Origin of the sequence: Acetobacter fabarum (genome assembly GCF_022483405.1) — a bacterium.
Lineage (GTDB): Bacteria > Pseudomonadota > Alphaproteobacteria > Acetobacterales > Acetobacteraceae > Acetobacter > Acetobacter fabarum.
Genome location: NZ_JAKVNI010000001.1, coordinates 1,071,074 through 1,085,830 on the forward strand (window position 1 = coordinate 1,071,074; position 14,757 = coordinate 1,085,830).

The window sequence follows — 14,757 nt, forward strand, 5'->3', positions numbered from 1 at the left end:
ATGACGTCTCACAACCTGACACCTACCCCGTTGCTACTAGCGGCCTGCCCGGCACCACACATGTTAAACGCTTGTTGGGAACAGTGCGCCTGTTCAGGCCACCGCATCAAGCAGGGCAGGCAGGTAGTGTTCGAGTTTAACGCGTACGGGCATAAGGTAGGCCGATCCCTTGTCCTGCCCAAGTTCACGCAGGACAGTCTGGGCAAAGGCTATGTTGGATTCAAGCGTTGTGGAAAAATCCTTGGGGAACACAATGTGGTTTGTGGTTTCCCAGTATGAGCGTGAACGTGGGCCAATAACGGGGGACAGACCCCAGAACACGTTTTCGCCCTGCAACCATTCGCGGCACAGGTCGAACAGTTTGTAGTCAAAGACCGGCTGGGTGAAAAAACCGCAGGCGCCGGCTTCCTTTTTGCGGGCTACGTCCTCCAGCTCCTTCCACGGTGCGCGGCGGTAGGGGTCGAACGCAGCATAAACATTCAGGTGCGGCGCTTCCTTGCGGTAGCGGCGGATAATGCTTTCCGTGCTGTTGGGGTATGTGCGCATGGACAGGTCGGCCGGAGGGTCCCCGTGCACGACCAGAATTTCCTCCAGCCCGTCCTGCTCGGCTCCGGGCAGGGGGGCGTGGGGGGCAATGTCTATGGCGCGGATATGCGGAATAACACGGGGGAAGACCGGGCGCAGCTGGGCGGCGGCATCCCAGCTGCGCAGGGGAAAGCGCATGAGGTCGGGCACATTGAGCGTATCCGCTGCGGGAAAAACCGTCTGAACGGTTTTTACGTCCTGCTCCAGAGATTCGGCGGAGCGGGGGATCAGTTCAACGCACAGGCGGTTCAGGCTCATTCGGTTTTTCCCTCGATCTGCATCTGGGCCGCGGTGAGTGTGTTTTTGAGCAGGCAGGCAATGGTCATGGGGCCAACGCCCCCCGGCACGGGGGTAATGCGCCCGGCAACCTTTACGGCCTCGTCAAATGCCACATCCCCCACAAGGCGGCTTTTACCACTTGCAGTCTGGGTGCGGGTAATGCCCACGTCAATAACCGTGGCCCCGGGTTTGATCCAGTCGCCCCGCACCAGCTCGCGGCAGCCGGTTGCCACAACCAGAATATCCGCCTCGCGGGCAAGGGCTGCGGTATCGCGCGTGTGAATATGGGCGATGGTGACCGTGCAGCCTTCTGCCAGCAGCAGCAGCGCCATGGGTTTGCCCACAAGGTTGGATGCGCCAATAACCACGGCGTGCTGGCCCTTCATGTCCCCCAGCTGGTCGCGCAGCAGCATCAGGCAGCCCAGCGGGGTGCAGGGCACAATGCCGGGCAGGTTTACGGCCAGACGGCCTGCATTGACCTCGCCCAGACCATCCACATCCTTTTCAGGCAGAATGGCGTTGGTAATGCGGCGTGCATCCAGCCCGTTGGGCAGGGGGAGCTGCACCAGAATGCCATGAATTTCCGGGTCGTTGTTCAGCCGCCCGATCAGGGTCAGCAGTTCGGCCTCGGATGTGGTTTCGGGCAGCATGTGCATAAAGGAGCGCATGCCGGCATGGTGTGTCTGGATCGCCTTGTTTTTAACGTACACCTCGCTCGCCGGGTCGTTGCCAACCAGAATAACGGCCAGTCCGGGGGTTACGCCGTGCTGGTCGTGGAAGGCCAGAACATCCTCACGGATCTGCTGGCGCACGGTTGCGGCAAAAGCCTTGCCATCAATCAGGCTGGCCTGATGTTCGGGGGGGAGGGTGTGGGATGTGCTGCTCATCAGTTCTGTGCCGGTCCGGTCGCGTAAACAGGTGGGAAAAGGGTCAGGCGGGCATACGCAAAAAAACGCCTGCCGACAATGTTTGCAACCCTTGCCCACCCGCTTTGCCAAGGGGCCGGGAAGGGCCTGGGGGGCTAGGGGTTCTGGGGCGGGAGCTCCTGCCTGTAGGGGGTTAATGTGCTCAGGGCCTGTGCTTCTGCCAGTATGGCGGGGCGTTCGGCCTGCAAAAAACGGTCCACCGCATTGCGCAGGCCGGGGCTTTGCAGCCAGTGGGCGGAGTGGGTGAGGGTCGGCTCGTAGCCACGCTGGATTTTGTGCTCCCCCTGCGCGCCGGCTTCGACCCGTTGCAGGCCGTGGGCAATGGCAAAATCTATGGCGCGGTAATAGCAGAGTTCAAAATGCAGGAAGGGCCAGTTGCCTTCGCACCCCCAGTTGCGGCCATAGAGCGTATGGGTGCCCATCAGGTTCAGGGCCGCGGCTACGGGGGTTGAGCCGTTGCGCGCCAGCATAAGCACGACCCGCTCGCCCAGCTGTTGGGCCATAAGCGGGAAGAACTCGGCACTCAGGTAAGCGCTGCCCCATTTGCGGTCGATCGTATTGCGGTAGAACTGGTAAAACGCCTGCCAGTCCGCCTGCGTTATGCTGGCGCCTTGCAGGGTTTCAAACGTCAGTCCCGCAGCGTTGGCATCGCGCCGTTCGCGTTTGATGCTCTTGCGCTTGCGGGCGGAGAGCGTGGCCAGAAAATCGTCAAACGTTGCGTAGCCTCTGTTGTGCCAGTGGTATTGCAGGCCAAGGCGGGGCAGCCAGCCCTGCTGGTGCAGGGCCGTACTTTCCGCTTCGGTGCAGAAGGTCACATGGGCGGAGGACAGGCCCGTATCCGCACAGATCTGGCGCAGGGCATCAGCCATAACGGCGGTGGTCTGCGGTGGGGCATCGGGGTGGAGGAGCACTCGGGGGCCGGGTACGGGGGTAAAAGGGATGGCAATCTGGAGCTTGGGGTAGTAGCGGCCCCCCGCGGCTTCAAACGCGCGGGCCCAGCCCTGGTCAAAGACGTATTCGCCCCATGAATGGCCTTTAAGGTAGGCGGGGCAGACAGCGGCCAGTTGCCCATCGGGGCTATGCAGGCACACATGCCGTGGCACCCACCCGCTTTGTTGGCCGGTGGAGCCGCTGTCTTCCAGTGCGCTTAAAAACGCATGACTGACAAAAGGGTTATCCGGCCCTGCGCATTGCGCCCATTCCGCAGCGGGAATGTCGTGAATGCTGTTGTGCAGGGTAACGGACCAGTCAGCCATGAGTTTTTTCCGCTTGGTTAGGCGATCTCGAACAGACCTTCCACTTCCACCGGGGCATCCAGCGGCAGGGAGGGTACGCCAACGGTGGAGCGGGCATGGCGTCCGGCATCCCCAAAGACGGCCACAGCCAGATCAGACGCCCCGTTCATGACGGAAGCATGGGCTGTAAAATCTGGCGTGCAGGCAATAAAGCCGCCCAGACGCACCACACGCTTGACGCGGGAGAGGTCACCCACTGCCGCTTGAACCTGTGCGATCACGTTGATCATGCTGTAACGCGCGGCTTCCACCGCTGTTTCCACACTCACGGCGTCCCCCAGCTTGCCGGTGGCGAACAGCTTGCCATTGTGCAACGGCAACTGGCCTGAAACCACAAGGAGCGAGCCTGTTTGCACACAGGCAACATAATTGGCCACGGGGGCTGCGGGTGTGGGCAGGTCAATACCCAGTTCGGCCAGACGGGATTGGGGAGTGCTCATGGCGTTGTGTTCCGTTCCTTGTAAAAAACCGGGACCTAGCAGACCAGGCGCAGGTTGCGCCGTGGGCGTGTGGGTTGCGTATCATCTCCATCCGGCAGGTCCAGCGGGAGCAGCGGGTCCGGTTCGGACGTGCTGTCCTGGTGGGGGCCGTCGGGCAGGCGTCTGTCCAGATAGGTGTCGGACAGGGCTCTGAAGGCATAGTCCAGCATGGAAGTGGCGTAGGAGGCAACCGGGTCACCCTCTACCGTGCCAGCCGGGCCAAAGCAGGAATAGGCAAAGTTTTCCACATAGGCTTCCAGCGGCGCGCCGTATTGCAGGCCAATGCTTACGGCATCCCCAAAGCTTTCCATCAGCCCGCGCACCATACCACTTTCCCGCGTGGGGGTCAGGGACAGCTCACCCAGTGTGCCGTCTTCATACTCCCCTGTGCGCATGAACAGGCGGTGCCCGCCAATGGTGGTTTTTTGTGTAAAACCGCCATGCCGTGCGGGCAGAATCCGCCGCATGCCCCGCTCGAGCCGGAGCTTTACAGGGGTGGGTAGGGTTTCTGGGCGTGCGGGCATGCGGTCCGCAAAGCCGGTCAGTGCGCGGTACATGGCCAGATGCGCCTTGGGGCCGGGCTGGGGCAGCACAGTCTCGCCCGCAAGGGCTGCGGCTAGTGCGGTTTCTACCGTAAAGCCACGTATGTCCAGCCGTTGCCGGGTGCTGTTGGCCAGCCGTCCATCGGGCCGGAGCATGGAAAAAACAGGGGCCAGACCGCACGCTTCCACCCCAAGCAGGCCATCTACGGGGTTGGGGGTGGAAAACCCTGTTTCGATCGGGGCCAGAGGGGCATCGGTTTCTACCGCGGCTTCGTTCCAGACCGCGCGCAGGGTCTCGCCCAGCCCGGGTAGTACGGTGCGTACGGGCGGCAGGGGCAGGGACTCCGGGCCACGGCCGGCATGGGCAGTCAGTGTGGCCAGTGCGGTAATGGCACAGGCGGCGGCACGGCCATCTTCGCTATCATAATCCAGACCAACACCGGCAAGGCAGGCATCCATGTTGGTCAGCAGGATGTCCCCCGCAGTGGCGGCCTGCATGGGGGGGGCATCTGTGCCAGCGGAGGGGGTGGGCACAAACAGGTCGGGCAGTAGCAGGTCGCCATTGCGTTGGTCGGCCATGTTGAGTGCCGTCTGGCGCAGTACCGCGCAGATCAGCTTGAGCGCGGCTACAAAGGTGCGCGCGGCAAACCCTTCTCCGGGGGAGACAAAGGCTGCCAGGTTGACCACAAAGCCAGCAGGGCGGTCGAACGCGCAGTGCCACACGGCTTCCACTGGTGCGGCCTGGCGCGTTAGCAGCAGCCACACCAGTGAGCGGGCAGAGGCCTCGTCCAGCGCAAGGGCCGTAATCCAGCGTGACGCAAGAGTAGGCAGGTCAAGCGGGCCGTCGCCCGGCATAAGCTGGGCAAGTGCGGACGCGGCATCCACATCCCACTCTGCGGGCAGCGTTACGGAGCGGAGCGGTGCGTCCGGGTCTGCTGCGGCGTCCAGTGTGCTCATCAGCACACCGTTCCAATGGCGTCTGGCTGTTGTCATGAGTGGCATGTTACCGCTGCGCGCACACACCGCGTAACCCGACAAAACACGTCCGGCACTCCGTTATCACCCTGCAAAATGAGGATATGGGGGATAACTTTTGCATCCTCCCGCTCGCGCGCGGTTGATCGGGGAGTTTGCGATAAAACATGGACCGCAGGGTGCGCGGAGTCCTATCATCGCTTCCATGGCAAATTTCGGAACATGGCTGCATACGCGCCGGAAGGGTCGGCTGTTTGGCAAGGATGCCGATGGCCGCTGTTATTACGAATCCACCGGCCCGGCCCGCAAGGGTGGGGGCACGGAGCGCCCCGAGCGCTGGGTTATCTACCTGAAAGGGGAGGATGCCTCCGCCGTGCCGCCGGAATGGTGGGGCTGGTTGCACCACACGCTTGATGCCCCGATTGCCGAGGCAGAGCGCAAGCCATGGCAACTGCCCCATCAGGCCAACATGACCGGCACCGCACAGGCCTATCACCCACAGGGCAGCCTGTACGCAACGGGCCAGCACCCGCCTGCAACCGGTGATTATGAGGCATGGACACCTGAGAGTGTTCCCAAGGCGTGATTTGCGGCACATTCCCTGTTAGAGTGGTTTGTCTTATCAGGGAGTGTACGTAGTTCATGGCATCGGCAATGGCGGAAAAATCACGGCGCAGTCTGGCGGAGCTTCTGACTGGCGCAGCCGTGCTGGTGGCTCTGGCAGGCATGCTGGCCGCAGCAGTGGTCGGCGAAGGCCGCAAGACAGATACGGTTGGCTACCAGCTTGGGGCCGACTTCTCGCACGTAGACGGGTTGAGTGTTGGCTCGGACGTGCGGCTGGCCGGGGTAACGGTTGGCACCGTGCAGAGCGAAAGCGTAAACCCGCAGACCTTCAAGGCGCATGTGGTTTTTACCGTGCGCCCGGACATTCATCTCTCGGCTGATACAGCGGCTATTATTACCAGCGACAGCCTGCTTGGTGGCAAATACATTGCCCTCTCCCCCGGTGGCGATGACAAAACCCTGCCCGCAGGTGGCACCATCAGCCAGACACAGGGTTCGATCAGTCTGGAACAACTCCTGAGCAAGTTTATTTTCTCTGTGACCGACACGCTGACCCGCGCCAACAAGGATGCCGCAGCCGGGCAGAATGAGGGCAATGGCGCAAATCTGCCCTGAAACAGACATAAAAACGGTTTAGTAAGACGAACATGATTAAGGCGGACACAATGACGGCGTTGCGCATATGGCCGCAAGAAGACGGGCAACCCGTTACGTGCCAGGAAAAACTGCGCATGCTGGAAGAGAACTGGCAGGAAGTGCAGCAGGTGCTGGCCGACGCGTTTGAGGATGCGGTGCTCATGGGGGTAAGTGAACAGGTTATGCGTGAGCGTCTGGCAGAGCTTGTTACCTCTCTTTCCTCTCCCAAGGTGGCAGGCGCATGATGTTGCTACTCCGTGGGCGGTGTGCCCGTATGCTGGCCGGGGGTCTGCTTGGGCTGGCTGGATATGGTGGTGTAGCCTGTGCCACGGGTACGCCACTTGCTCCCCCGGCCGTTTACCCGGCTGGCACATGGCAGGGTAAGGGTACGGCAGTTGTGCGCGTGCTGGACCGGTTGGACGCCCATGTGGAGGTCTTGTCCGTGCCGGTTGGGGGCGAGGCCATACATTACAAAAATCTGGATATTCTGGCCCGCCGCTGCCTCCAGCGCCCGCCAACCCGGGCACCCGATGCCGCCGCCTGGCTGGAAATACAGGATACACACCCCGGAGGGGCTACCTTTAAGGGCTGGATGCTGGCCGCCGAGCCCGGGCTCGGGGTGCTGGAAAGTTCGGTTTATGATGTGCGGATGGTCAAGTGTGCCGGGGATGACATGGCTCCCTTCCTGCCCGCCTTGCCCAAGCCCGTAGCCCCCCCACCCCTGCCAGAAGCCGCCCCGGTTGATGAGGGTGCAGGCATGGGCCAGGGCTCGCAAACCCTGCCGGCCCAGCCAACTCCGCCGGGCCTTGTGGCGCCACCTGCTGCCCCGCGCCCTGCCGCGCCGGATAATGCCAACCCGTTCCAGCCGGATAGCGATGGGGCCTATTAAGGGTAAGGCTGCGGGTTAAAAATCATATTCATTGCGTAGCGCAATACACGGCATGCGGGTTTTGCCCAGCGCTGCAAACAGACAATCAAGAGGTGCGTTGTGTTTGGTTCCTCCTTTGCGCAGGATAGCCGTTTTAAAATTCCTCCTTTGAGCCAGACAGCTTTTCTGCTGGATTTTGATGGTACTCTGGTGGACATAGCCCCAACGCCCGAAGCCGTGGTGGTTCCCCCCGATTTGCAGGAAACCCTGAGCCGCCTGCGTGCGGCCTGTGGGGACGCACTGGCGATTATTTCTGGCCGCCCGATTGACCAGATTGACCAATTTTTGGGTGATGTTCCATTTGCGGTTGCAGGGGAACATGGCGTGGCCATCCGCCATCGCCCCGGTGGTCCCATTGAGCGCGCGGTGCTGCCGAGCATGCCGCAGCGCTGGCTTGTGCAGGCATCTGACCTGCTGGCGACCCTGCCGGGCACTCGGCTGGAGCATAAGCAGGGTGGTTTTGTGCTGCATTACCGCGCAGCGCCCGAAAAAGCAGAAGTATTGCGCCAGACTGCCGAGCGTTGGGTCAGGGAATCCGATGGGGCCTTTACGCTCCAGCCAGCAAAAATGGCATGGGAAATCCGCCCGACCGGGGTGGATAAAGGCTATGCGGTTTCCCTGCTGATGGAAACCGCACCCTTTGCGGGGCGTAAACCTGTTTTTGTGGGGGACGACGTAACGGATGAGGACGGCATGGCCGCAGTCCACCGTATGGGCGGTGCCTTCTTCCGTATTCCAGCAGATTTTCCAACACCTACGGTGTTCAGGGCCTGGCTGGCGTCCCTTGTTGCTGGAAGGGGGTAAGCATGCAGAGGCTGGTCATTGTTTCCAACAGGGTACCAGCAGTACGTGACCGCAAACAGCCAGCAGGTGGTCTGGCTGTGGCACTTAGGGCTGCTGTTCAGGACCACCCCTGTCTGTGGTTTGGGTGGTCCGGCCAGCAGATAGGCGGAGACGGCGCGGACAGAACACTCAGCGTGGACACGGTAGGCAACGTAACCTACGCCACCATAGGGCTGACCCATAAGGAATATAACGGGTTTTATCAGGGGTATTCCAACGGTATTCTTTGGCCGCTGTGCCATTACCGGGCCGGGCTTATGAACTATAGCCGGCATGACCAGCAGATTTACGCCAGTGTGAACACCCAGTTCGCGACCAGACTGGCCCCCATGCTTAAACCCGATGACATGGTCTGGGTGCATGATTACCACCTGTTCCCGCTTGGCAAGGCCCTGCGTGATTTAAAAGTCAAAGCGCGGATCGGCTTTTTTCTGCACATCCCTTTTCCGCCATGGAGCCTCATGCGCTCTCTGCCAGAGGCCCCGGCCCTGATGCGCGACCTGCGTGCTTATGATGTGATTGGCGTGCAGACCGAAGATGACGCGCGGAATATGAATGAAGCCTTTGCGGTTCTGGGTATTCCTGCCAAGGCGCGGGTGTTCCCCATTGGCATTGATCCGGACAGTTTTGCAGCCTGTGCGCGTGAGGGGCAGAGCCTGCCACAGGTGCAGCGCCTGCGTCAGGACCTGCGCGGTCTACCGCTGATTATTGGTGTGGACCGCATGGATTATTCCAAAGGCCTGCCGGAACGACTGCGCGGGTACGATACATTCCTTAAGCGCTACCCTGAATACAGGGGCAAGGTCACGTATCTCCAGATCACGCCGGTTTCACGCGGAAGCGTGCCGGAATACCAGAGCCTGCGGGCCGAACTGGACCAGATTGTGGGGCATATTAACGGCACATACGGCGCGTTTGACTGGACCCCCGTGCGCTACCTGACTCACCCGCTCCCGCGGGAGCTGCTGGCGGCTTTCTTTCAGCTTTCCAGTGCGGCACTTGTCACCCCCCTGCGCGACGGGATGAACCTTGTGGCCAAGGAGTATGTGGCTGCCCAGGTCCCCGAGAACCCCGGCACGCTTATTTTGTCCCGTTTTGCCGGGGCTGCGGCGGATATGGAAGATGCCCTGCTGGTCAACCCGCATGATTCGGATGAAATTGCAGCAGCCCTGCATAAGGCGTTAAGTCTATCCGGCTCCGAGCGCCGGGTGCGCTGGGAGCGCCTGCGGGCGGAAGTATGGCGTGTTACGGCGGCAAGCTGGGCGCGGTCGTTTATTGCTGCGATGTCTGAGGTAAGAACAGCATGAAAAAAACCATGCGGCTGAGCACGGTTGCGCTTTTTATGATTCTGGCCGGTTTTGCCGCACTTGGCGTTGCCTGGTGGACGCAGCACAGGCTTGGAATTATGCCGTGTGAGCTGTGTCTGTGGGAACGCTGGCCCTGGCGGGTGTTGATTGTGCTGGGGGTTGTAGCCCCTGTATTGCCTGCCCGCATGGGGCGCGGTGCCTTGTGGGCATGTGTGCCTGTTCTGCTAGCGGCGGAAGGGCTTGCAATCTGCCATGCGGGCGTTGAGTGGAAGTGGTGGCCAAGCCCATTCCCTGCCTGCCATGCGGCCCATGTTGTGGGGCGTACACTGGCCGAGCGCTGGGCCTCCATGCCGCTGGTGCCATCCAAACCGTGTGATGCCCCTACATATCTGATCCCCGGCTTGCCTGTTTCCATGGCTGTTATGGGGGCAGTGTTTGTACTGGTTGTGCTTGCCGGGTTGTGTGTGGGTATGGGTCGGATTAAAAAAAGCAACTGGATTTAAGGGTTTTTCAGGTTTTTTCCGAATATTTGCCGCATATTCCATGCGGTGTTGAAAAGCCCTGCGTTCAAAAGCAGATGTCTGGTTCTGGTGTATGCAGCGCGCGTTACTCTGAATGTTGGTTTTTCACGATCATGGCTGTGCCTGCATGATAGTTTTTGCAAGTGTGTGCAGGCGTGCGCTGGCTTTTGCGCCAAGCTGGGCGATTTCCTCGTAACTGAACCACCTTACTTCCCGTGCATCATCCCCCGCAATGGGGGTGGTCAGAGCTGGTTGTGGTTCGGTGCAGAGCACGGCAAGAATAAGGTAATGAAAAGCCAGTGTGCCATCGGGCGCATAATGCAAGCTATCAAACACATCTACCAAAGATGTTGCATGGGCCTGTAAGGAAGTTTCTTCCATAAGCTCCCGTTCCGCAGCGCGGAAAAAGGTTTCTCCCCCTTCCACCTTGCCACCGGGAAAGCCCCATAAGCCCGCATCGGGCGCATTGGCCCGCCGGACAAGCAGAAAATTACAGCCACGGCGCACAATGGCCAGCACGCCAACGCGGGGTAATACGGGTAGGGGGGGAGCGTTCATGGCCCTGTAGTGTAGGGGGGTGTGCATGCAGGTCAACCCATCTTTGCTGCAAAACACTGCATCTCTATCCAGATGCGGTGTTTAATGGGTAAGGTGTGGCAATGGTGCTGTAACAGGCCTGTTGGTGCAGAACATAGTCAAGGAGAGTAAACGTGACGGCGGAATTTATAAAAATTGAAGGTATTCCCAAACCGGCCTCGCGTATTGCCCTGGGTACATGGGCCATGGGTGGCTTTATGTGGGGCGGCCCTGATGATGCCAATGCCGCAAAAACAATAGATAAAGCACTCGATGTTGGCATAAACCTGATTGATACCGCACCGGTCTATGGGTTTGGTCATTCGGAGGAAATTCTGGGCAAGGCGCTGGAAGGGCGGCGTGACCGGGTGGTGCTGGCAACCAAGGTAGGCTTGGACTGGCAGGATGGCCACGTATTCCGCGATAGCAGAAAAGCACGGATTGAAGAGGAACTGGACGCATCGCTCAAACGGTTGCGCACAGACCATATCGACCTTTATCAGGTGCACTGGCCGGACCCCAAAACCCCGTTTGAGGAAACCGCGCGGGCACTGGAAAAAAGTGTGCAGAGCGGCAAGGTTCGCGCACTCGGGCTAAGCAATTTTTCCCCCGAACAAATGGATGAGTTCAGGAAGTTCGCACCAATTGCGGCTATTCAGCCACCTTATAATCTGTTTGAACGGGAGATTGAAAAAGACATTCTTCCTTATGCTGTAAGCAATAATCTGGTTGTTCTGGCCTATGGCCCACTCTGCCGGGGGCTGTTGTCGGGTAAAATGGCAGCAGATCACGTGTTTACGGGGGATGACCTGCGTAAGGTGGACCCCAAGTTCCAGCCGCCTCGCTTCGCACAGTATCTGAACGCAGTGGAAGGGCTTAAAACCATTGCCGAGCAGCACGGCAAAAGCCTGCTGGCTCTGGCTATTCGCTGGGTGCTGGACCGGGGCCCAACCATTGCCCTGTGGGGGGCCAGAAAGCCCGAGCAGATTACCGGCGTGCAGGATGCCTTTGGCTGGACACTCAGCAAGGACGATATGGCCGCCATTGATGCCATTCTGGACAAAGCTATTACCGACCCTGTGGGGCCGGAATTTATGGCACCTCCCGCCCGCTCATAAAACCGGACCTGTGTCCTTGCCTATGGTGGGGGTACAGGTGCTGCCATGCAGGGGAGGGGGCATCTCTCCCTTTCCTGCATGGGGGATTGTGGAATTGTGCGGGCTCGTTACCGCTGCTCTCTTGCATAGGGGAGCAGAGTTGCCCATCTTGTGGGCATGGGTGCTTCATCTTCTTCCGCCGCGCCGCCCGCGCGTGGCAAAAAACGGGCTTCTCTGAGCGAGCGGGCAGCAAGCCTGCCGCCTGTTACGTTTGTGCCGGAGCAGCAACCCGCCCGCCCGCGTTTGCGCCGGATGGAGGTTGTCTCCGAATATGAACCGGCAGGGGACCAGCCACAGGCGATCAAGGAACTGGTCGCGGGCGTGGAAGGGCAGGAGCGCGATCAGGTCCTGCTCGGGGTTACCGGTTCGGGCAAAACCTTCAGCATGGCCAAGGTGATCGAGGCCACCCAGAAGCCCACCCTTATTCTGGCACCCAACAAAACACTGGCCGCGCAGCTTTATGGGGAGATGAAGCAGTTCTTCCCCAATAATGCCGTGGAGTATTTTGTCAGCTATTACGACTACTATCAGCCCGAAGCCTATGTGCCGCGTTCTGATACATATATTGAAAAAGACAGCCAGATTAACGAGCAGATTGACCGTATGCGGCATGCCGCCACGCAGGCGCTGCTTGAGCGTAATGATGTGATTATTGTTGCTTCTGTCTCGTGCATTTACGGTATTGGCTCGGTCGAGACTTACTCCCGCATGGTGGTCAAGCTGGAGCTGGGGGGCGAGATTGACCGCGACAAGCTGATCAAAAGTCTGGTGGAACTGCAATACCGCCGGAACGATGCAGCCTTTGCGCGCGGTGCGTTCCGTGTGCGGGGGGAAAGTGTGGATATTTTCCCTGTCCAGAACGAAGACAGGGCCTGGCGCGTCTCCCTTTTTGGCGATGAGGTGGACGGCATTATAGAGTTTGACCCGCTGACAGGTGATAAAACGGCTGATTTGCAGGAAATTACCATTTACGCCAACAGCCATTACGTTACGCCACGGCCCACGCTTAATCAGGCCATAAAAGGCATAAAGCACGAACTGCGCACCCGACTGGATGAGTTTACCCATGCAGGCAAACTGCTGGAGGCCGAAAGACTGGACCAGCGCACCACGTTTGATCTGGAAATGCTGGAAACAACAGGTGTGTGCAAGGGAATTGAGAATTACTCACGCTACCTCTCCGGGCGCAAACCGGGCGATCCCCCGCCAACCCTGTTTGAATACCTGCCAGAAGATGCCTTGCTGATTGTGGATGAAAGCCACGTGACCGTGCCCCAGATTGGCGGCATGGAGCGTGGAGACTTTGCCCGTAAATCCATTTTGTCAGACTTCGGGTTTCGGCTTCCGTCCTGCCTGGATAACCGGCCGCTTAATTTTGCGGAGTGGGACAAGTTCCGCCCCCAGACCATCTTTGTCAGCGCCACACCCGGCCCGTGGGAAATGGAGCGCACAGGCGGTGTGTTTGCAGAGCAGGTTATTCGCCCCACGGGCCTGATCGACCCTGTAACGGTTATCCGCCCTGTGGAACATCAGGTGGACGACCTGCTGGCCGAATGCCGCGAGACCATAGCCAAGGGCAGCCGCGTGCTGGTAACCACCCTGACCAAGCGCATGGCCGAAGACCTGACCGATTACATGAACGAAGCCGGTATTCGGGTGCGTTACCTTCATTCCGATGTGGATACGCTGGAGCGGATCGAAATTATCCGTGACCTGCGTATGGGCGCGTTTGATGTGCTGATCGGCATTAACCTTCTGCGCGAAGGGCTGGATATTCCCGAATGTGCGCTTGTGGCCATTCTGGATGCGGATAAAGAAGGCTTTTTGCGCTCGCGCACATCGCTCATCCAGACCATAGGCCGTGCTGCGCGTAACGTGGATGGGCGCGTGCTGCTGTATGCCGATAAAATGACCGACTCCCTGACCTACGCGGTGGAAGAAACCGCGCGCCGTAGGGAAAAGCAGATGGCGTGGAACGCAGAGTACGGCATTACACCCCAGAGTGTGCGCAAGCATATTGGGGATATTGTAGGCTCCGTGTTCGAACAGGATTACGTGACCGTCGCCCCGGATGAAGATACCGGGGTGGCCGAGTTTGTGGGGCAGGATCTGAGTGCCACCATTGCCGGGCTGGAAAAGCGGATGCGCGATGCCGCAGCCGAGCTGGAGTTTGAAACAGCAGGCCGCCTGCGTGATGAAATTAAAAGGCTGGAAGCCTTGCAACTCGGGCTGGACGTGCCGCCTCCTCCGGCCCCAAAGGCCGGGGCCGGGCGCAAGGGCGCTGGCAAAGGGCAGGTCCCGCGTCCCTTGGGGCCGGGTGGCGGGGGGTATGAGCCAAAACCCGGAAAGGGCCGCAGTAAACGGCGCTCGTAACGGCTGGCTCTTGTTTATGCCGCGCAACCCTTCTACCGTTTCGGCGGTTAACAGGTTCACTTTTGCGGACAACAGGGTATGACCACGTCAGAATCCACCATCCGGCCCGATTATGCGGCATTAACGCAGGCTCCTGTCTGCGCAGAGCCATTTACACATATTATGGTGCCGCACTTTATTCGTCAGGATGACTTGCCCAGACTGTTCGCCAGTCTGCCTGCCATTCATTCGGGTGGGTCTTTCCCTCCACAATCACTTAAGCTTGCCCCGCTGGTGCAGGCACTGGTGCGCGAGATGGAAGGCCCGGAGCTGCGCCGGATCATTGCCCAAAAGCTGAACCTTGACCTGGATACAGCACCTTCCATGCTGACCATTCGTGGCCGCACGCGGGAAAAGGATGGTCGCATCCACACGGACTCTCTGGCCAAGCGCGTAACCATTCTGCTTTACCTGAACCCTACAGGCCCGCATTGGGAAAAGCAGGAAGGTTGCCTGCGCCTGCTGCGTGGCCCGCATGATATTGAGGACTACGCAAAGGAAGTGCAGCCTGTGGATGGCACACTGCTCATCTTCCCTAACGGGCCGACAACATGGCACGGGCACAAGCAGTTTGTGGGGTCGCGCTATACCATTCAGCTCAATTACATGACCGAGGATGCCAAAGCCCGCTCCGAGCTGCGGCGGCACAAGCTGTCTGCTCTCGCCAAAAAACTGCCTTTGCCTGCCATGGGGTACTAGGCATTTTTCCTTTGCCGTTTTCCACAGGACACA

At 59.7% G+C, this 14,757-nt stretch carries 16 protein-coding genes; 10 read left to right on the forward strand and 6 right to left on the reverse strand.

Annotated features, from left to right (window positions below):
- Nucleotides 1-93 precede the first annotated feature (93 nt).
- The 5 genes from LKE65_RS05140 to LKE65_RS05160 form a co-directional block, all read right to left on the reverse strand.
- Complete coding sequence (locus LKE65_RS05140; protein ID WP_086646357.1) at nt 94-843, reverse strand: methylenetetrahydrofolate reductase; 750 nt, start codon at nt 841-843, stop codon at nt 94-96.
- A complete protein-coding gene (gene folD, locus LKE65_RS05145) occupies nt 840-1,751 on the reverse strand; it encodes a bifunctional methylenetetrahydrofolate dehydrogenase/methenyltetrahydrofolate cyclohydrolase FolD (RefSeq protein WP_095349665.1) in 912 nt (303 codons plus the stop codon). The genes LKE65_RS05140 and folD overlap by 4 nt, the downstream gene beginning before the upstream one ends.
- Before the next feature lie 134 nt (nt 1,752-1,885).
- Nucleotides 1,886-3,046, reverse strand: coding sequence for a GNAT family N-acetyltransferase (locus LKE65_RS05150; protein ID WP_278740662.1), 1,161 nt, complete (start codon nt 3,044-3,046; stop codon nt 1,886-1,888).
- Nucleotides 3,047-3,063: 17 nt separating this feature from the next.
- Nucleotides 3,064-3,525, reverse strand: a complete 462-nt coding sequence (locus LKE65_RS05155) for a RidA family protein (RefSeq protein WP_253528130.1) — start codon at nt 3,523-3,525, stop codon at nt 3,064-3,066.
- Nucleotides 3,526-3,560: 35 nt separating this feature from the next.
- On the reverse strand, nt 3,561-5,108 hold the full coding sequence (locus LKE65_RS05160; protein WP_095349663.1) for a TSCPD domain-containing protein: 1,548 nt from the start codon (nt 5,106-5,108) through the stop codon (nt 3,561-3,563).
- A gap of 178 nt (nt 5,109-5,286) precedes the next feature.
- Between LKE65_RS05160 and LKE65_RS05165 the strand changes: the two genes are divergently transcribed.
- The 7 genes from LKE65_RS05165 (at nt 5,287) to LKE65_RS05195 (ending at nt 9,862) form a co-directional block, all read left to right on the forward strand.
- A complete protein-coding gene (locus tag LKE65_RS05165; protein WP_086646353.1) occupies nt 5,287-5,667 on the forward strand; it encodes an NADH:ubiquinone oxidoreductase subunit NDUFA12 in 381 nt (126 codons plus the stop codon).
- 56 nt (nt 5,668-5,723) lie between these two features.
- On the forward strand, nt 5,724-6,260 hold the full coding sequence (mlaD, locus tag LKE65_RS05170) for an outer membrane lipid asymmetry maintenance protein MlaD (protein ID WP_095349662.1): 537 nt from the start codon (nt 5,724-5,726) through the stop codon (nt 6,258-6,260).
- Nucleotides 6,261-6,310: 50 nt separating this feature from the next.
- On the forward strand, nt 6,311-6,526 hold the full coding sequence (locus LKE65_RS05175; protein ID WP_086646408.1) for a hypothetical protein: 216 nt from the start codon (nt 6,311-6,313) through the stop codon (nt 6,524-6,526).
- Nucleotides 6,523-7,170: a DUF2155 domain-containing protein gene (locus tag LKE65_RS05180; protein WP_278740663.1), complete on the forward strand. Its 648-nt coding sequence runs from the start codon at nt 6,523-6,525 to the stop codon at nt 7,168-7,170. Before LKE65_RS05175 ends, LKE65_RS05180 begins: the two co-directional genes overlap by 4 nt.
- A 99-nt stretch (nt 7,171-7,269) precedes the next feature.
- Complete coding sequence (otsB, locus tag LKE65_RS05185) at nt 7,270-8,013, forward strand: trehalose-phosphatase (protein WP_278740664.1); 744 nt, start codon at nt 7,270-7,272, stop codon at nt 8,011-8,013.
- 2 nt (nt 8,014-8,015) lie between these two features.
- Nucleotides 8,016-9,359, forward strand: coding sequence for an alpha,alpha-trehalose-phosphate synthase (UDP-forming) (locus LKE65_RS05190; protein ID WP_278740665.1), 1,344 nt, complete (start codon nt 8,016-8,018; stop codon nt 9,357-9,359).
- A complete protein-coding gene (locus LKE65_RS05195) occupies nt 9,356-9,862 on the forward strand; it encodes a disulfide bond formation protein B (protein ID WP_278740666.1) in 507 nt (168 codons plus the stop codon). The genes LKE65_RS05190 and LKE65_RS05195 overlap by 4 nt, the downstream gene beginning before the upstream one ends.
- A 129-nt stretch (nt 9,863-9,991) precedes the next feature.
- Here LKE65_RS05195 and LKE65_RS05200 read toward each other — a convergent pair whose 3' ends face one another.
- Nucleotides 9,992-10,474: an NUDIX hydrolase gene (locus LKE65_RS05200; protein WP_408744083.1), complete on the reverse strand. Its 483-nt coding sequence runs from the start codon at nt 10,472-10,474 to the stop codon at nt 9,992-9,994.
- Nucleotides 10,475-10,590: 116 nt separating this feature from the next.
- On the opposite strand from LKE65_RS05200, the gene LKE65_RS05205 reads away from it, so the two are divergent.
- The 3 genes from LKE65_RS05205 (at nt 10,591) to LKE65_RS05215 (ending at nt 14,724) form a co-directional block, all read left to right on the forward strand.
- Nucleotides 10,591-11,574 (forward strand): aldo/keto reductase, encoded by a 984-nt coding sequence (locus LKE65_RS05205; protein WP_165925560.1) that lies wholly within the window; start codon nt 10,591-10,593, stop codon nt 11,572-11,574.
- 156 nt (nt 11,575-11,730) lie between these two features.
- Nucleotides 11,731-13,986 carry an excinuclease ABC subunit UvrB gene (uvrB, locus tag LKE65_RS05210; protein ID WP_278740668.1) on the forward strand — a complete coding sequence of 752 codons (2,256 nt, stop codon included), beginning with the start codon at nt 11,731-11,733 and terminating at the stop codon, nt 13,984-13,986.
- A 78-nt stretch (nt 13,987-14,064) separates the two neighbouring features.
- Nucleotides 14,065-14,724: a 2OG-Fe(II) oxygenase gene (locus LKE65_RS05215; RefSeq protein WP_095349657.1), complete on the forward strand. Its 660-nt coding sequence runs from the start codon at nt 14,065-14,067 to the stop codon at nt 14,722-14,724.
- Nucleotides 14,725-14,757: the final 33 nt, after the last annotated feature.